Source organism: Cyclobacterium qasimii M12-11B, from assembly GCF_000427295.1.
In the GTDB taxonomy this organism is placed as follows: Bacteria; Bacteroidota; Bacteroidia; order Cytophagales; family Cyclobacteriaceae; genus Cyclobacterium; species Cyclobacterium qasimii.
Genome location: NZ_ATNM01000003.1, coordinates 31,882 through 49,536, shown reverse-complemented (window position 1 = coordinate 49,536; position 17,655 = coordinate 31,882). Strand labels below are relative to the sequence as shown.

Sequence of the window (17,655 nt, the reverse complement as noted above, 5' to 3'; positions counted from 1 at the left end):
CTTTTAGAAGTTGTTTTTTCAAAACCTGGAATCAGAGTGAAATAATGAGGATTACATAGAATAAAAAAATGGAAAAACGATCACTAAAATTATTGAATATTTGGTGTGTTATTTTGATCAAAAAAGTAGATTTATAGCTTTAAAACCTCAAAGTATAAGCCAGTTTAACAGTGGATTGAATTTCCATGACATTGAACCGGTCTGTAAAACGTTGCCAGTTGTGGTTGTGCACGATAAAAAAAGTGTTGCCAGGATCTATCACCCAGATAAAGCGGCTGTTTGTTCCCAATCTTTCAGTAAGGTTGTCATATTGAATATTGAAATTCATCGATACCCATTGGGAAAAGTCATAGCTGCTGTTTAGCCTTAATAAATGGGTTTTGAAATCTCCCTGTTCCAGGTGCACACTGCTATGAATATAACTTGCGGTCATATTTAGTCCTACAAAAGGCCTTACAAACACATCTGTCTCTAAGCTTACTTGCCTGCCTGTCCAAAACCCGATATTGGTGAAGGTAGCCGTGCCGCCAAATTTTCTAAACGGAGCGGAAGAAGCTTCTATTGAGTGTCCTCTGTTTTGGTAAGTGCCTTCCGGAATTAAAAAGGCACCATCCCGCAAAATATCGAAGGTAAAATCCAGGAATTCATAATTGTGGAGGAAAGAAAAATTGATGAAATCCCCTGTTTCAAACCTTAATCCAAGCACCCTGACTTCGTGATTTACTGTCGCTGGTTTCCAGTTCATCATCATTAAGTACTCAAAATCATATTGCCAGCTCAGTTCTCTTAGAATGGAGCTTCTTTCTATTAGTGGATTGTAAGTGATTGTGGGTTGGAGCCTTCTGAATCCAACTCGTGGGACAAAACCTACAGCAGGGTCGTAATTGACACCGAATTCCCGGTAAGAAATATGGGCATCCCAGGGTTGGTTGGGGAAGTTGAATCGGAAGCCACGGACAGATCGATCCATAATACTGCTGCTATCACTAAAAAAGGAAGGGCTGTGACCTACAAAGAAAGCTTCAAATTGAAAGTTTTTATCTCCAAAAAACTTGGAGGTACTTAAATTAATGTCTGCGCCAAATGTTTCTCTCACTGGAAGGCTGTCTCCATCAGTGTCTCTACGGGTATAAATGGCGCCAATGGTACTTTCAGCGGAGATGTTTTGCAATACCCTGCCCACCGTGAAATTTTCTCCCGGAAGTCCTCCGGATTCCCCGGTACGTGCTTGTAGAAAGCCTATGTCTGTGTTTTTTATGCGGCCAATAAGTCTGGCGCCATGTTTTATTGGTATGGCACGACCATCCTGTAGACCTATTTTTCGACTGAAATAAGGGGTAGGGTTACTTGAGGGAGCAAATACAAAAACATTGGCTCCTTGTAGGAAAAAATCCCTTCTTTCAGGCAATACTATTGGAAACCGGGTGAGGTTAACTTGTCGGTCATCCACTTCTGCTTCTGCAAAATCAGTATTGACAGTGATGCCAGCTTTTAAATTAGGGGTGATGTTATAATTTAATTCGCCACCTGCATTGAAGGTGGTTTGTTTCTCCATCGAGCCCTCAGGGTCATCCCTTAGTCTTGACTGTGTGGTGATGGCATAGGGGATGGCTTCTAATCCAATTCCTTGATTGATATTGGACAAGCCCCTGAGTTTTCCTGCATCCTGGGGTCTTTCGATTCCCTGATTTCTTTTGAAACCTTCCCAGAGGGTGATTTCATTTTTCCTTCGGATGGTTCTAAGGAAATTTATGCCCCAAGTTTCGTTTTTGGGATCAAAGTTTAAGGTCATAAAAGGTATGCGGATTTCGGCAGACCATCCTTTGTCATCCCGTGTTACCCAGACTCTCCAAATCCCATTCCAGTCCCTATTGACTTCAGCACCCTGACCTGTTCTTAAAATCCCATCTCCCATAAGGCCATGGGGATTGATTTCAAAATAAAAGGCGGAGCGTTGGTCATTGTAGGTGTCCAGAATAAATGCAAACTTATCGTCGGTGTCCAGAGAGGCGTCCCGTCTTTTCTGGAAGGCTTTGATTTCATCCGGCTGGCTATCATAAAACCTTGCACCTATGTACAGGTTTTTTTCATCAAATGCGATTTGTACGGAGGTTTGCTCAGTGGCAAGCTGTCCTTCCAGTGGTTCCTGTTGGCGGAATGCCGTTGCCGCGTGGACTTTAGCCCAAAAAGATTCGTCTATCCTTCCATCGAGGTTAATATGTTCACCGTTTACTAAACGATAGGCAGTAATGTCTCTAGGCTGTTGGGCATAAAGACCAAACAGTAGAAAAAAACATGAAAAGAATAATATTAAAGATTTTCTTCCAGACATACCCATTTATAAACTTGAAATAAGCGAATAATTAAGACTTGTCAGAAGTTATTATATGGAAGGGCTGAGAATTGTGTTAGTAGTTCATGGTTGGTAGGTAATTGTTTAAAGTTCCTGTTGATTTTACGAGATTTTTCACCGAATATTAGTTGAATAAGCAAGGGTGCAGTTGTTTTTAAGAAAAAACGGCAAATTTATCCTGTCGACATTGAGAAAAGAGCTATTTGTATAAATTACCGAACATGGGCTATTCATTAGCTAATCTGCCTTTCAAGTCCCAAGTAACAAGTGAATAAACTCAAAGCAATAAAATGTCAAAAGTTATATTAACACCAAAACCCCTATTCTGCTTACCTTTTCTCTTTTTTGCTTTGACCAATGTTGTACTTTGTCAAAGCAGGGGAATTGGGGAGACTATAAAACCTCAGGAAATTTCATTACGTCCAAATGTTGTAATCATTCTTGCCGATGATATGGGCTATGCAGATCTGCATGGTTACGGTGGTGTGGCAAACACACCAAATCTGGATGCTTTGGCATCTGAAGGGGTGAAATTTACCAATTGCTATGCCGGTGCACCTAATTGTTCCCCTTCAAGGGTTGGTATTTTGACGGGTAGAATTCCTGCTCGTGCGGGCATGTACAGCTATAGGCCTCCAGGTTCAGTCATGCATCTTCCTGACAATGAAATAACGATTGCCGAGCTACTAAAACCTGTGGGCTATCAGACCGCTCATTTTGGAAAATGGCATTTGAGTGTTCTTCCTCAAGACCCGGGCCTAAACCAGCCCCAGCCACATCAGCAGGGATTTGATTATACACTTGGCACAGAAAACAATGCCCAACCTTCTCATCTCAATCCTGTCAACTTTATTAGAAACGGCTCATCATTAGGAAAGGTGGAGGGGTATTCCTGTCAACTGATAGCCGATGAAGTGGAGCTGTGGTTTGAGCAAAAATATAAAAAAGAGCAACCATTCTTCCTTTATGTGGCTTTTCATGAGCCTCATGCGAAAGTTGCTTCACCGGATAATTTGATCGCCAATTATCCAGGCTACGATAAGAAGACCGCTGAATATTTTGCCAATATTGAAAACATGGATTTGGCCGCTGGCCGAATCTTGCAGGCTTTAAAATCAAGAGGATTGGATAAAAACACAATGGTTTTCTTCGCCTCTGATAACGGGCCTTATCGAATGAGTTCCCAAGGGGAACTACGCGGATTGAAAGGTGAAGTATATGATGGGGGTATTAAGGTTCCAGGCATTTTCTCTTACCCCGGTGCTTTTCCTGGGAATAGGGAAATTGAGACGCCAATTTGGTTTCAGGACCTACTGCCAACCATTAGTGAATTGTGTGGTGTGGCCCTTCCTGAGGACAGGAAATATGATGGGATAAACCTTCTTCCATTATTGGAAGGAGGAACAATACTAAGGGAAAAGCCCATGCTGTGGTATTTTTACAGGAGTTCCCCGGAGTTAGCCATGCGGAAAGGGGACTATATGTTGCTGGCCAGAGCCAATGATCCCGTCCCCAGAACTCACGGGGTTACGGATGTGGACATGACTTTTATAAAAACCATTCAGCCCGAATTTTTTGAGTTGTACAATGTGGTAAACGATGTTGGCCAACAGAAGGACCTGGCAGCTACCGAACCGGAAAAGTTGGAGGCCATGAAAAATGAATTGCTTGTACTGCTGGAAGAGATCAAAAAGGAAGGACCAGTATGGGAAGGATTACCAAAATACAATGAAAAGAAGGCCAACCACAATAAGCCCGAAGAATTCATTCGCAACCAAGAGCGGTTTTTACTGAAGGGGAAGCAGTGAGGTTTGGGTGATAATGGTTGATGTAAATTTTATAGATTTCGGGAGACCACAGATGGAATAGGTCGAGATTTTATGCTCTGCTTGGATTGAATTATTGGTTTTTAGTTCACATTTTTCAAAGATAAACTAACAGTAGTTGGCGAATGAAAAGGAATCCGATTTCTAGCCCTTTATTTGGGCCCTGTCCTCCGGACAGTTGGGGAGATGAACCGATGAAATAGCGGTCTCATCCTGTTTATTTAAAAAAGCCTATTTTTCCTTTTTCAACCTGATTGAAATTTTTATTTCGGTAGTTATAAATATCAGCCAAGGTCAATTCCTGGTTAGTCGATTCAAAATTCAAAGACTTAAGGAGTTCATTTGCTTTTTGTGCAACCAAGGGTTGAAACTCGTAGTAAGCAATCATTCTTCCTTTTCTTAAAAGCGCGGTATCAATTTTATCGATGCTTGTATTAAAAGTACAAATTATTTTTATGTTCAAATAGTCGCTGAAGAGACCGTCTGTAAGTTGCAGTATGGTAGAAACCACAGAGCTTTCATTTTTTTGCACCCTGTTCATTAATACTTTCTCAGCGTCTTCAATTATTAGAACTACATTTCTATGCTTGAGTAAAAAGGATATAAAATCGGGGTGGAGTAATTCATTAATAAATTCATTCTGGATAAATATGAAATCTTTTTCATCAAACGTATTTATGAGGTGCTTTATATAGGAGGTCTTGCCTGTTCCGGGTACGCCATGAAACAAGATCAATCCTGCTTTGTCAGTATTTAGTGATTCCTCAACTAATTCATTTATTTCTAGAAAATCATCGTTATACATTTTCTTTAAATCAGCTTCGAAACTTTCTGTTCTTACATCTTCAGTAAAAAAAGCGCCTCCATTTTTCGATAGTACTTTGAATACCGGTGTTCGATTAAGACCAAATTTTGTACGTAGTTTATGGTTGGTTGAAATCACCCAATGCTCAAGTTCCAAATCTGAGCTGTCATATAGGAAATCAGCGGAAAGATATTCATTGTCCAATGTCAGCCAAATTACCAGGCTTTTTGATCCACTTTTTAAAAGATATTGGTTGGGGAAATCTTTAGAAAAGTCAGCGTTTTTAGTGTTTTCTGTATTCCAGTTTTTACAAACCACTTCCATCTTCTGTGAATTGAGATCAATTGTTTCAAGAACTGCCTCCATATTCGCTTTTTGTTCTTCAAGTGGTGTATCAAAAAGAAGTTTTGAGGCTATTTGGTTATAACAGACTGTGAAATAGGAGCTTCTTTCAAATTCATTGTGACTGTCGAAAGCTTTTATAATTCTGTCATGGCTTATTTTGTAAAATTGAATTTTTAGGTAATTCACTTTCCTCTATTAGAGAGAATGATTTAAATACAATCTACAAAAATAAAACTACTATTATATTGGTTGTTATTGCTTTTATAATCTGATGCTAAAACAATGGTAACAATTGTTTACAGACCTAAATTTTCTCAACTGCGTTGGTTAAAAGCTTTCAATGTAAGTGTTATGATTTTTTAACTTTTAGTTTTCAAAAACCTGTTGTACTTTTAAATTAAGTATACAGAAGATTAAATATCAATACTGTATAATGTGCTTTCCCAAAAAAAACTAAGAATGAGAAACCCAATTAATTTTGTCCTGATTGTATTGATTTTAATGTATGGTTGTTCCCAAAAACAAGCACCTCAGGACCCAACAGTTATCGTTTCTGGAAAAATCATTAATCTGGAGTCAGAAGAGGTTACTCTTTTTCATGACGGAGAAATTGCAAATGGTAAAATAGACGGTGAAGGTAATTTTAAACTTAAATTCGAAGGGGACGAGGGGTTAGTTTATAGTTTGTTTTCAGGGCGAACTCGATTTGAACTTTACCTAAGCCAAGGGGACAGTATTTTTATCACCGCAGACGCCAAAAACACCTCAAGTACATTTGAGGTACAAGGAGATCATGAAAAAGAAACCAGGTATCTCGTTAGAAAAAGACAAACTGAGACTGAAATTGGATTAAAGTATCCGGTCGAGCTAATGGAAAAATCAAAAGAAGGGTATTTTAAATTAAAAGAGAGTCTTTTTACACTTTCAAAAGTCAAATTTGAAGAATTTAAAAAACAAGACAATATTGACCCTATGTTCGTTATTAAAGAAGAGGCCTATTTTACTTATTCACCTCTCTTGTACGATGTCCTATACCCAGTTTATCAAGCTAGTTTTACCGGAATGGCAAAGGATTCAATAGATTTCCCAATGGAAGAGGTAAATGCGAAATTGGCAACCATTCCCTTAGACCAAAAACAGCTTCTAAATGTGGGGTGCTATACCCAACTTATCGATACGCGGATCTCTAATCTAACCAGTGAAATTCTGAAAAGTGATAAGACATTGACATCGGAAGATAAAGCCAGAACCCTTGCAATAGATTCATTATTGAAAGATAAAAGTGTCAATGACCATTTTGTTTATACATCGATAAAGTCAAATATGGAATATCGTGGACCTGTCTATGTGAAAGAAGCTTATGAGAAGTTCATGAAAGAAAATGAGTCTCCTAAGTATGCTGAGAAGTTAAAAAATTAAAAGATAAATGGGAACCTCTAGGTCCTGGAAAAGATGCTCCTGATTTTACCTTCACCAATATGGAAGGGCAGGACGTGAAATTGAGTGATTTGAAAGGGAGCCTTGTTTATATTGATATTTGGGCTACATGGTGTGGGCCTTGTATTGATGAACATCCACATTGGGATGAGTTGAAATTAGAATATGCAGATAAACGGGTGGCATTTTTGACGGTCTCAATTGATGAAACCAGGGAGCCTTGGGAAAAGATGGTAAAAGCCAAAAAGATGGATGGCTATCAGTGGTTTGCTGAAAATGCATGGAAGTCCGATCTTACCTTGCATTTCATGGTAAATTCTATTCCGAGATTTATTCTTTTAGATGAAGCCGGAAAAATAATTGATCCTTCTGCTGGAAGACCTTCAGGAATGATTCGGGAATCGCTTGATAAATACCTGGCCAAAATAGAAGGCTAATCCCTGTAGCATTTTGAAAGGGTTTACTTGGTCATAATTGTATGTTGTTTTATTTTTCATTCCCAATGGCTGATTCCTATTGGTGCCATTAGTTTTCAATTTAGCCATCCAAGCGATACAAAATTTCCTACCAGAGGGATAAATTCGGTCATTCCTCTAGCCTAAATTAATCGGTTTTTATTAGATTTATGGAACCTGGATTGAAACCGGTTTAGGATTTTGCATTGAAAAAGACATTATGAATGAAAATAAAAATAGCAAACATTCCAGGAGGCAGTTTTTTTCTACTGCCGCTAAAAGTAGTCTGGTTGCATGGACTTTGGGATTCCCTTCGAAAGAAGGGGATCCCAATCCTTTCTTGACGGATTCTATAGGTCATAAAGATCCGGAAACGCCAAGTTGGTTAGCGATTAAAAATGAGATATATGGCGCTAAGCCGAATGATTTAGGGCCTATTGGTGGAGAGGAAGGGTATGCTTTTCCAATTTTAAAAGGAGATTATGAGGTGATGAACCTGGACGAGTTATTGGCTGCTCTTGCGAAGGCGAAGTCGGGGGAAGTTGTCTTTATTCCCAATGAAATCACTATAGACCTTACCACCAGGGTTTTTATTGAAGCGCTCGTTTTAGAAATACCAGAGGGAGTAACCTTGGCAGGGAATCGCGGTTATCAAGGATCTCAAGGAGGGATGTTGCAAAGCAATGCTTTGGAGACCCGTTTAATGATCCGTGCAAATGGCCCAGGAGTACGAATAACGGGTCTAAGAGTTCAGGGACCAAATCCTGACCGGCACCTTGAACATCACAAGCGGTCTTTTGGACCTGATGGGTTGGGCCGGGAATATTATTACAAATTCCCGGTTTCGAGAGGGATAGTGACGGAGTACCCTGGATTAAAAGTGGATAACTGTGAGATTTCTGCCTTTTCCGGGAGTGGTATTTATCTTAAAAAAGGAACAGGTCACCATATTCATCATAACTTCATTCATCGCTGCCAATACAATGGGCTTGGTTATGGCGTAAGCCACGTTTCAGCATATTCACTTATCGAATATAATTTATTTAACGAAAACCGACATTCCATTGCAGGAACCGGGATATCTGGATGCGGTTACACTGCAAGGCATAATATTGAAATGGGGATTTCATTAAGTCATTGTTTTGATATGCACGGTGGCAGGGATAGGAAAGACAATACTGATATAGCAGGGACTACAATGGAAATATATAATAACACCTTTTATGCTCCTGAAAGGGCCGTAGTGATCAGAGGAGTTCCAGAGGACAAATGCGATATACACCACAACTGGTTTGCCAAGCATATTAATCAAGACCAGGCTGTTAAGGGGCTCTCAGAAAAAACAAAAGCCATGAACAATGTCTATGTTACTGAACTGAAGTAAGTGGTGATTTAAAAGTGTGAAATTAAGGGCTACAAAACCGGCGGCTGTGCTAAATTTTTTACCGGGCGAAATCAATCGTTAATTACCCTTTCTAATTACAAACTTTCCCTCATTAATAGTACCTTTAAAGAAAAGCTAAGGAAAATGATACCTGCTAAACTCTTGAGGGGTTCCAGGATTTTGGCGAAAGGGATGACTATTCAGCGCTATCGATTATAATTAGGGATTTTGCAATTTTTTTGTAAGGCAAATATGCTTCGCTGAATTTCTCAGCAAATGAAATTAAGTTGGTTACATTATGCACTCTTTCAAGTCTTGATGTAACATTCTCCAGACTTTCGACGTTTCTATATGGCTTTTGATTGAACAATTGGTTAATGATTTTGTTTAAGAATTAACAACCGTTCAGACAGTTTGGTCTGGCATATCAAATGGCCTTGAAAGGAATTCTCTTGATTTCTTTTGTTAGCGATGTGGAGGTTTGCAAGGCTAAATTGTTCTTATAGTCGGGTAATCCCTTTGAAATCTTGGAAGCATTTCACCCTACTTATAGTACCAAATATGGCTTTTATACGCACACAAGAAAAATTAAAAATACTAGCAGATGCTGCAAAGTATGATGTGTCCTGTTCATCCAGTGGCAGCAAGCGAAGCAATGCCAGTAAGGGGCTTGGTGATGCAACAGGGATGGGCATTTGCCATTCTTATACCGAAGATGGTCGCTGTGTATCTTTGTTGAAAATTTTACTGACCAACCATTGCATTTTTGACTGTGCCTATTGCGTAACAAGAAAAAGCAACGACATCAAAAGGGCTGCATTTCAGGTTCAGGAAGTAGTAGACTTGACCATTAATTTTTACCGTCGGAATTATATTGAAGGATTGTTTTTGAGTTCAGGGATTTTCAAAAGCGCAGATTATACCATGGAACGGTTGGTTGCTGTGGCAAAAAAGTTGAGAACAGAAGAGAAATTCAATGGCTACATTCACCTTAAGTCCATTCCCGGAGCTTCTGATGAATTAATGAAGGAGGCAGGTCTTTATGCCGATAGGTTGAGTGTAAATATAGAGATACCCACCAGGGAAGGACTGAAATTATTGGCTCCGGAAAAGAATCGTGAAGACTTTATCAAGCCAATGATAAAAGTTAAAAATGAAATCATTCAGTACAAATCTGAAAAGAAGCTTATAAAAAGCACCCCTCTATTTGCACCCGGAGGGCAAAGCACACAAATGATTATTGGAGCCAGTGGAGAAAGCGATCAGCAAATCATGTGGACCTCCAATTATTTTTATAAAAAGTTTGATCTAAAGCGGGTCTATTATTCCGGCTATATACCTATCAGTTACGATTCGCGTTTGCCACAAATTGGTACTGAAGTACCTATGTTAAGGGAAAACAGGTTGTACCAGACAGATTGGTTGATGCGCTTTTATGGGTTTGAAGTGCACGAGATCTTGAATGAGGCCCACCAAAATCTTGACTTAGATGTGGATCCCAAATTGGGTTGGGCACTGAGAAATTTGGAATACTTTCCAGTGGATGTGAATACTGCTGACCAAAGAATGCTGGCCCGTATACCGGGAGTGGGGATGAAATCTGTTTATAAAATAATTCAGGCAAGACGTTTTAAAAGGCTTAATTGGGAGCATTTACAACGCATAGGTATAGCCATAAACAGAGCCAAATATTTTCTTGTATGTGCCTCACAAGATTTTGAACGCAGGGATTTAACAGGTCCTCAACTGAAATCACTTATTCTTCAAAACACAACAAGTAAGTATCAAAAAACACTAAGTCCACAAATGAATTTGTTTGAATAAATGCTGAATCTTCAAGATTCCATACTCGTTTACGATGGTAGCTTTGATGGGTTTTTGACCTGTGTATTTCAGGTCTATGATTTGAAAATGAAACAGGTCACCATTCAAAGGGATAGTGATGCGCAAGCTTCCTTGTTTGGTAGGCACAATGAAGTGATATCAGATCCTGAAAAAGCAGACCGGGTGTGGAAAGGCTTAGGAAAGAAAACGTCAAGTTCGGGAAGGTTACGGATTTATTACGGGTTTTTAAGTGAAAAGAAAGGGGTTGAGAATTTATTGTTAAGGTATATACAGTATGCATTGAATAGTGCTGTACCAATTGATTCTGATTTTTCCAATCCAGAGGTTTTAGGGCTGAGTAAGATCGCCAAAAGTGTAGGGCGGGAAAAACATCGAATGGAAGCTTTTGTAAGGTTTAGGTTGACAAAGGACGGCTTGTATTTCGCCACAATTGAACCGGACTTTGATGTGCTCCCTCTCATTTCCAAACATTTCAAAAGTAGATATGCAGACCAAAAATGGGTTATTTATGACCTCAAACGGGATTATGGCCTTTATTACGATTTGGAAAAGGTAGAAATTATCAACCTGTCCTTACCCGAGGATTTTGATGCAAGCAAAACTTCTTCAGATTATTTTGCGGTCGAAGAAATGGAATTTCAAACTTTATGGCAGGACTATTTTGAAAGCACGAACATCCCTTCAAGGAAAAATATAAAGTTACATGTTCGTCATGTGCCAAAACGATACTGGAAGTATTTAAGTGAAAAAGAGAGGTGAAAAAAGCCATCTAGTATTTAAAGGGAAAAACGGCATTATCCAGATGCGCTTAAATAATTGGCCCTTTTTAGGGGAATCTAAGAAGATTAAAATTGATTATTCCTTTCCATTTTTTTCAATTTAATTGTGCATTTCTTTTTTGTAGGAGAAATTGGGTGCAAATTCAAATTAAGAATACCTGCCTAATTCAATCATCCTATGCCTATCTTTTATAAAACCTTTCTAATTATATTTTTTTTCGTAGGAACAAGTTTCCTGGCTTTTAATTATGTAGACCATTTGCCCCCTGAAAAGATTGGAAATTCACCTGCCAATGAAGCTGTATGGCTTAATGATGATGGAGCTCCCCGGCTTTTTTATGTCAACCGTCCGGGGGATGCAGATAAGATTATGTCCATGGGTTGGACAGCGAAAGGATGGAGTGAAGCCAGAGAAGAATTTGCTTTGCCTGGTAAAGCTTATTATGCCTTACAAATGGTTAATAGTAGCAATAATGAGCTGGTCTCCGTTTTTCATGTTTTTGGTAAAGGGGACAATGGATACAGGGGTAGACACTTGGATCTTTGGGTGAATAGAAGAGTAAATGGAGAATGGGGCGAACCGTTTAAGATATATGATGGCTATGTAGGTGCCATACGGGGTTTGATAAGACTTGAGAGTGGGAGGTTGCTTTTGGCTTTTTCGAGGGCAGTTCCTGAGAGAGAAAAGGCCCCGCAAACTGAAAAGTTGGATTACGGTTGGAACAATATTGTTTCCATGTATTCTGATGATGGTGGTGAATCCTGGGACATTTCAAAAAATCCCATAGAAATTGAAATAGACAATACAAAAACCACCAGGTACGGAGGGATTGAACCGGAATTAGTGGAAATGCGTAACGGTAAAATATGGATGTTAATTAGAACTACACATGGGGTATTGTATCAATCTTTTTCTGAGGATGGGGGAGAGAGCTGGGAAGAAGCCAGTCCTACATCCTTTATCTCCTCCGATTCTCCTTCTTCAGTTCTTCGGTTAAAGGATGGGAGATTGATTATGTTCTATAACAGTTGTCAGCGTTGGGACAATCCCAACTCTTATGCGATGGGAGGGAGAGAAGTCCTTCATGCTGCCATAAGCGCTGATGATGGCTTGACATGGAAAGGCAATAGAGAAGTAGCCATAGAGAATGCGGAAGTTCCTGAAAAGGGCGATAGAGGCTCAGCCTATTCATCTGCCATAGAAATTGAAGACGGAAAAATATTGTTGGTTTCAGGTCAGGGAGAATCCAAGGCTGTTTATACCTTGGAGGCAGATTGGCTGAATGAGAAAAGTCAGGTGAAGTACCTTTCTTTTGATGCGATGCAGGAAGGCCCATCAGCAGACCTAGGGAAAGAAATAGCTAAATCGCTTGGAGACACTTTGGTGTTTTCATCGTTGTCTTTGCAAGATGCCATTATAAACTTCCCAGCAAGCAAAAAAGGAAGCCTCCAAATTGGGCCTTTGCTTGCCAGTGAATTGTATGATTTAGAATTTGCCATGACGGATCATTTTTCGGCACCTTCTGATTCTGTTGCTTTTTCTGCTTCGATGTTCCATTTTGCGGTGTCTGAGTATTTGGATAAAAAGAAGGTTTCAGAAGAGGTAATACTAAGAATGGAATGGAACCTTACTGCATCCAATGCTCAACTCCAGGTTTTTATCGGGAAGGATCAATTGGCAACTTTTAATTCGGACAGGGCCACTTATATGGGACTGAATTACCTTAGGATCAAGTCGGAGAGTGGCTTTTCCAATATCAATGGGCTCGTTTCTGTCGATGTAAGTGGGCGCTAATCTTGGGATGAAAAGTAAATAAACTAGTGATTATTTGGTGGAATTTCTCCATCCTTAATATTTCAGCCTAAGTTCCTCTTGAACTTTAGTTGGAAGGCTTTTCAGAATAAGAAAAAGTGAAGTGTAAGGATGGTAGAAAATTTCAAATAGCTGTAAACAAAATAGAAGCTAAAATAAAATGGTAATTTACATTCCAAGATGTAATTATATAGCTTTACCCATCTATTCAATGCTAATGGAGTACTGTAAGTTATTTATTAAGATGCGAAACAATGAGTAAAACAAAGTTTATAATATCCTGCATATTATTTCTAGTAATTTCTTTGTCTGGATTTGGGCAGGAGAAACAACCCAATATAGTCTTTATTATTTCTGATAGCCACCGCTCAGAGGCCTTAGGAGTGGCGGGGAATTCTTTTGTGCAGACGCCTCATCTAAACCAATTGGCGCAAGAGGGGGTAAGGTTTGAAAATGCTTATGTCACGACGGCTATTTGTACCGGGAGCAGAGCCAGCTTCTTTACTGGCCAATACATGTCCCGCCATGGAATTGAGGATTTTGCCACGGATTTTTCCGAAGAGGCTTTGTTGGAAACCTATCCACTAGTACTCAAAAAAGGAGGGTATAAGATCAGTCTTATTGGCAATTGGGGTATAGGGAAAAACCCTCCAGTGGCTCATTTTGATCACTGGGAAAGTAAAGTCCCATGGCGAACAGCTTCAGGCCAGCACCAAACAGATAACATTGTACAGAAAGCAGTAGACTACCTCGATAAGTACCAATCGGAGGTTCCTTTTTTCCTGTCTCTCGGTTTTTCTGCCGCACATGAGATAGATCCTACCAAAGATAAACCGGCAACTTATGATGTTCAGGAACGATACCTTCCTTTGTATGAAAACATCGAAATCCCTTTTCCGGAGACTGCTGCTCCCGAGTACTGGAATGATTTTCCGGATTTTTTCCGAACCGATAAAAATATCGCCAGGTCTAGATGGCAAGGTTTCTTTTCAAGCGATTCGCTTTTTCAAAAAAACGCAAAGAATTATTACCGCATGGTAACCGGCTTGGACGATGCAGTCGGTACAATCATGCAAAAACTAAAAGACCTAGGTATAGATGACAATACGATTATCATCTATACCAGTGACCACGGTTTTTCCTTAAGTGAACATGGGCTGATGGGTAAATGGTATCCCTTCGAAGCATCTATTAGGGTACCGCTGATTATATATGACCCAAGAAACTTCGAATCTAATGGGATGACAACGGAGAAAATCGCATTGAATATAGATCTAGGCCCCACCATTTTGAAATTAGCTGATCTTGAAATGCCAAAGCGCATGCAGGGCATCGATCTGTTGGAGATGGTTTCGTCCAACAAAAAAAGATTAGATAGAAAGGAGTTTTTCTACGAGCATGAATTCTTGGGAAGCCCCTTACTTCTGAAATCTCAGGCCGTAGTCCGAAAAGACATCAAATACATTTATTATCCAGAACATGATTACGAGGTAGTGTATGACTTGAAGAATGAGCCCAATGAAACAGTTAATGTTGTTTCTTCACCAGCTTATGCCAAGAAAGTCCAAAACTTACGGACGAGCCTTCGCAACTTAAAGCAGTCGGTAAAATAACAGGAATGAATTCCCCAATCAATGCAAAACCCTTGGATAGGGGATTGTTATCTGTGTAAAAGAAATAAAAGCACCCAAAGTAGCTCGTCCTTAGCTTCTTCGGGTATAATGGATGGGCCTTTTTTAGCTTTTGTGAAAAACGGAAAGTCAAATATCAGCTCTATTTTTTTTAAATGATCTTGTATTTGATCAATTCTGAGTGAGTTGCATTGCTTTTTTCTCAGAAAGATTGTCCCTCCATTCAACTTGCATGCTTCCATCTAAAAAACTTATGGTGAGCCTATTGATATCTCCATCCCAGATGAATGTATCATTAAAGATTTTTTCAGTAGGAGGGCCGAATTTTTTACTGAAGAAATTGATGAAGTCTTTGAACCCATTTTCCATATTGGGTAGGTCACGTTTGTTAAATGTCCATCTACATTTATATAACAGACCGGATAAATAAATCAACCTCATGTCATGGGCTTCAACGCCATTAATAATTCTCAAGGGATGACCTTGATAAATTCCTTCCTGTATTCCTGCTTTTAAATTTCTTTTAAGACTTTCTGCCAGAAATGTGTTGTTTTGATAGACTGTTTCTTTTCCAGTTATTAATTGAAGTTGATCTTGAAGGCTTTCAAGTGTAGCGCCAAGTTCAAGACCATTAATACTTTTTACCTCGTCTATTGACTCTTGAGCAAAAAGCACTGGACTAAAAAGTAATAAAAAACACCAAAGTATTATTTTTGATAAATGCATTTATGAAATATTTATAGTTATAGCTTGTATAAAAATCAACCCTTCGAACGTTTATTTGATCCTGTCATTTTATTTTAACCCAGTATTTCAATAGCTTTTCCTGAATTTTCTTAGCCTGCCCTGATTTTTTTCGGGGAAGTTTTCCCATCAGGCAATAGATTGTCTATTGTCCTTTAGGGCTCATTTTGTTCAAATTTCCTCAAGGCTGGAGACTCCTATTATCGGCATCATGTGGTATTAAGAATAAAGTAAAAGTTTCTTTTGTTACGCATTGTTAAATTAAGTGTTTCGGAGAAAAATCCAATCGAATTCTACTTAATTTTATTTGAAACTTAGGTGTAAACCTGTATGCCTACCTCGAAATAAGAGCTGAAAAGTCTAAAATATAAAATGGCAATAAATATACTATTATTGCTCTAAATCATTTTAAAATTAGATTTAGTCGTTTATAAGCGTTTAAATAAATGGATAATAATGATTAAATTTACAGACAAGTGATTTTGAGCAAAATGGAAATAGAAAAACCCGAAACCAAAAACTGTTTGCACTGTGCCAAGCCAATTACTGGAAGATTGGACAAAAAGTATTGTAATGACTATTGTCGCAATAGTTATAACAACCAGACCAAACGTGCAGATGACAAGCAGATCCAGGAGGTAAACAGCATTATCAGAAAAAACCGACGGATATTGAAAACACTTTGCCCTGTTGGCAAGGCAACTGTAAGTAAAGAAGTACTTGATGCCATGGGCTATAATTACCGGTTTTTGTCAGGGGTATATCGGTCCCCTGCTCCGGCCAACCTTGTCTATTTCATCTGCTACGATTATGCCTTCAGCCCGCTAAATGAAGAAGGTAAAGACATGGCATTAATCGTAAAAAAAGAAGACCACTTTAATGAATTTCTTGAAAATCCCTGGTCGGCTTAAGGTAGCTAAAATGGGTTTGAAGATAGATTGGTAATTTATCAATATCTTTATGAACATTTGATAGATGCTTATTAAGCGTTTTTAGGTTAACACCTGCATTTTTTTAGCAATCGCTTGCAGCAATGAGCTTAATAAGGCACCTCTAGTAGAAAAAACAGCCAGAATTGAAATTGCCTTTGAAGGAAGTGCTGAACAGTTCCTAATTAATTTCGGAGTCCACCCCCGCTACCAAGGCCAAAGCGGTTTTGTCAGAGCATCCATCATTCAGCCTGAAACTCTGGAGTGGACCCAAGTTATCGATGAGGCCAATACCTTTAACCTTTCCACCTCCGCCACCTTTTCCGAGCTTGTTGTTGAATCAGAAGAGCCTGTTCATACTCTCGGGTTTAATTTTAATGTAGTCCACACTGGGGACATACCAGATGAGGAATTTGAGGATTTAAGTGCTACGATCAGAGTCTTCGGAGACAATGACGAAGTCCAGACCTACCAGTATGTAGCAAGACCAGTAGGGGAGGTTACGGAGCCGTTGAGTGAGACTGTGAGGTTCTAGTTACCTAAAATATTACTAATTATATAGATGATAATTATCGATTTTTAGAAAAGTTGTTTTATCTCCACGACAAATAACACCTTTTATAACTTAAAGGGGGTTTATTTTTAAAAAGGTAATCCAAATACAGATGTAATTAAAGGATGGTGGCAAAGCCACCTTATCCATACAAAGAGTTTATTTGTTAAGTGCCTTATTCAATTAATCTATTTTAGTAATAATAGGAAATTGCAAAATTTTTATCCACTAATTCTTAATGCCTTTTATAGTTCCTAATTCTATAAAAATTAACTAAAGTTGATTATCATTATTAGGACGCGGTAGTTGTGATATTAATCCTCCAAGTCCTCCAACTGCTGCAGAGCCAATAGCTATTAGACCTTCACTTGTTTCACTACCCAAATAGGTAATACAAATTACAGTTGTTAAAACTGTTAGGCCAAGAATCCAAATTGCAACTCGAGGAGCCCACCTGTCTGATGCAACAGGATTGTTTTTACGTAATTCATCGATTAATTTTATTTTTTCCTCGATGTTTAGTGTAGTGTCTGATAATACTTTCTCCATTAAGCTATACAGCGATGGATGTATTGAATTACTCATATTATTTCCCTAAATTTTTGGTAAATGAATTTTTATTTGATATTTTTCAATTTTTATGAATGAATAACTGTTAAACTAAATTTTAGTTGGTAATTCATTAATCCATTTATAAGTTAAATGGTGGCCTTTCCAAACTTCGTTCTTTTATGATATAAGGATCTGTTCTGTAGT

The 17,655-nt window shown here is 38.7% G+C and carries 13 protein-coding genes; 9 read left to right on the top strand and 4 right to left on the bottom strand.

Translation table 11 applies throughout. From position 1 onward, the window contains the following. Positions 1–139: 139 nt before the first annotated feature. The gene (locus ADICYQ_RS00205; RefSeq protein ID WP_235114194.1) at positions 140–2,332 is read right to left on the bottom strand and encodes a carbohydrate binding family 9 domain-containing protein; all 2,193 of its coding nucleotides are present in this window, start codon (positions 2,330–2,332) and stop codon (positions 140–142) included. A gap of 311 nt (positions 2,333–2,643) precedes the next feature. Between ADICYQ_RS00205 and ADICYQ_RS00200 the strand changes: the two genes are divergently transcribed. Continuing rightward, positions 2,644–4,161: a sulfatase-like hydrolase/transferase gene (locus ADICYQ_RS00200; protein WP_020891385.1), complete on the top strand. Its 1,518-nt coding sequence runs from the start codon at positions 2,644–2,646 to the stop codon at positions 4,159–4,161. Between the two features lie 235 nt (positions 4,162–4,396). Here ADICYQ_RS00200 and ADICYQ_RS00195 read toward each other — a convergent pair whose 3' ends face one another. After that, a complete protein-coding gene (locus ADICYQ_RS00195) occupies positions 4,397–5,515 on the bottom strand; it encodes an AAA family ATPase (protein ID WP_020891384.1) in 1,119 nt (372 codons plus the stop codon). Between the two features lie 273 nt (positions 5,516–5,788). Here ADICYQ_RS00195 and ADICYQ_RS00190 point away from each other — a divergent pair, with 273 nt between their 5' ends. The 7 genes from ADICYQ_RS00190 (at position 5,789) to ADICYQ_RS00165 (ending at position 14,655) form a co-directional block, all read left to right on the top strand. Beyond that, entirely contained in the window at positions 5,789–6,748 is a 960-nt protein-coding gene (locus ADICYQ_RS00190; RefSeq protein ID WP_020891383.1) for a hypothetical protein, read from the top strand. 59 nt (positions 6,749–6,807) lie between these two features. Then, positions 6,808–7,203, top strand: coding sequence for a TlpA family protein disulfide reductase (locus ADICYQ_RS26965; protein WP_020891382.1), 396 nt, complete (start codon positions 6,808–6,810; stop codon positions 7,201–7,203). A 238-nt stretch (positions 7,204–7,441) separates the two neighbouring features. Beyond that, positions 7,442–8,605: a right-handed parallel beta-helix repeat-containing protein gene (locus ADICYQ_RS00185; protein ID WP_020891381.1), complete on the top strand. Its 1,164-nt coding sequence runs from the start codon at positions 7,442–7,444 to the stop codon at positions 8,603–8,605. A 561-nt stretch (positions 8,606–9,166) separates the two neighbouring features. Next, positions 9,167–10,429: a putative DNA modification/repair radical SAM protein gene (locus ADICYQ_RS00180; RefSeq protein WP_020891380.1), complete on the top strand. Its 1,263-nt coding sequence runs from the start codon at positions 9,167–9,169 to the stop codon at positions 10,427–10,429. Then, positions 10,430–11,209 (top strand): TIGR03915 family putative DNA repair protein, encoded by a 780-nt coding sequence (locus ADICYQ_RS00175; protein ID WP_020891379.1) that lies wholly within the window; start codon positions 10,430–10,432, stop codon positions 11,207–11,209. A gap of 198 nt (positions 11,210–11,407) precedes the next feature. Then, positions 11,408–13,024 carry a sialidase family protein gene (locus ADICYQ_RS00170; protein ID WP_020891378.1) on the top strand — a complete coding sequence of 539 codons (1,617 nt, stop codon included), beginning with the start codon at positions 11,408–11,410 and terminating at the stop codon, positions 13,022–13,024. Between the two features lie 272 nt (positions 13,025–13,296). After that, positions 13,297–14,655 carry a sulfatase family protein gene (locus tag ADICYQ_RS00165; RefSeq protein WP_020891377.1) on the top strand — a complete coding sequence of 453 codons (1,359 nt, stop codon included), beginning with the start codon at positions 13,297–13,299 and terminating at the stop codon, positions 14,653–14,655. A gap of 189 nt (positions 14,656–14,844) precedes the next feature. On the opposite strand, the gene ADICYQ_RS00160 is transcribed toward ADICYQ_RS00165, so the two are convergent. Next, positions 14,845–15,399 (bottom strand): hypothetical protein, encoded by a 555-nt coding sequence (locus ADICYQ_RS00160; protein ID WP_020891376.1) that lies wholly within the window; start codon positions 15,397–15,399, stop codon positions 14,845–14,847. A gap of 509 nt (positions 15,400–15,908) precedes the next feature. Between ADICYQ_RS00160 and ADICYQ_RS00155 the strand changes: the two genes are divergently transcribed. After that, positions 15,909–16,328 (top strand): hypothetical protein, encoded by a 420-nt coding sequence (locus ADICYQ_RS00155; RefSeq protein WP_020891375.1) that lies wholly within the window; start codon positions 15,909–15,911, stop codon positions 16,326–16,328. An 844-nt stretch (positions 16,329–17,172) separates the two neighbouring features. On the opposite strand, the gene ADICYQ_RS00150 is transcribed toward ADICYQ_RS00155, so the two are convergent. Continuing rightward, complete coding sequence (locus tag ADICYQ_RS00150) at positions 17,173–17,448, bottom strand: hypothetical protein (protein WP_020891374.1); 276 nt, start codon at positions 17,446–17,448, stop codon at positions 17,173–17,175. Positions 17,449–17,655: the final 207 nt, after the last annotated feature.

What these genes read in the sequence shown, in the direction of transcription:
- ADICYQ_RS00180 (WP_020891380.1), top strand. Translation starts at nt 9,167, where the DNA reads ATGGCTTTTATACGCACACAAGAAAAATTAAAAATACTAGCAGATGCT.
- ADICYQ_RS00170 (WP_020891378.1), top strand. Translation starts at nt 11,408, where the DNA reads ATGCCTATCTTTTATAAAACCTTTCTAATTATATTTTTTTTCGTAGGA.
- ADICYQ_RS00185 (WP_020891381.1), top strand. Translation starts at nt 7,442, where the DNA reads ATGAATGAAAATAAAAATAGCAAACATTCCAGGAGGCAGTTTTTTTCT.
- ADICYQ_RS00200 (WP_020891385.1), top strand. Translation starts at nt 2,644, where the DNA reads ATGTCAAAAGTTATATTAACACCAAAACCCCTATTCTGCTTACCTTTT.
- ADICYQ_RS00150 (WP_020891374.1), bottom strand. Translation starts at nt 17,448, where the DNA reads ATGGAGAAAGTATTATCAGACACTACACTAAACATCGAGGAAAAAATA.
- ADICYQ_RS00160 (WP_020891376.1), bottom strand. Translation starts at nt 15,399, where the DNA reads ATGCATTTATCAAAAATAATACTTTGGTGTTTTTTATTACTTTTTAGT.
- ADICYQ_RS26965 (WP_020891382.1), top strand. Translation starts at nt 6,808, where the DNA reads ATGGAAGGGCAGGACGTGAAATTGAGTGATTTGAAAGGGAGCCTTGTT.
- ADICYQ_RS00190 (WP_020891383.1), top strand. Translation starts at nt 5,789, where the DNA reads ATGAGAAACCCAATTAATTTTGTCCTGATTGTATTGATTTTAATGTAT.
- ADICYQ_RS00175 (WP_020891379.1), top strand. Translation starts at nt 10,430, where the DNA reads ATGCTGAATCTTCAAGATTCCATACTCGTTTACGATGGTAGCTTTGAT.
- ADICYQ_RS00155 (WP_020891375.1), top strand. Translation starts at nt 15,909, where the DNA reads ATGGAAATAGAAAAACCCGAAACCAAAAACTGTTTGCACTGTGCCAAG.
- ADICYQ_RS00205 (WP_235114194.1), bottom strand. Translation starts at nt 2,332, where the DNA reads ATGTCTGGAAGAAAATCTTTAATATTATTCTTTTCATGTTTTTTTCTA.
- ADICYQ_RS00165 (WP_020891377.1), top strand. Translation starts at nt 13,297, where the DNA reads ATGAGTAAAACAAAGTTTATAATATCCTGCATATTATTTCTAGTAATT.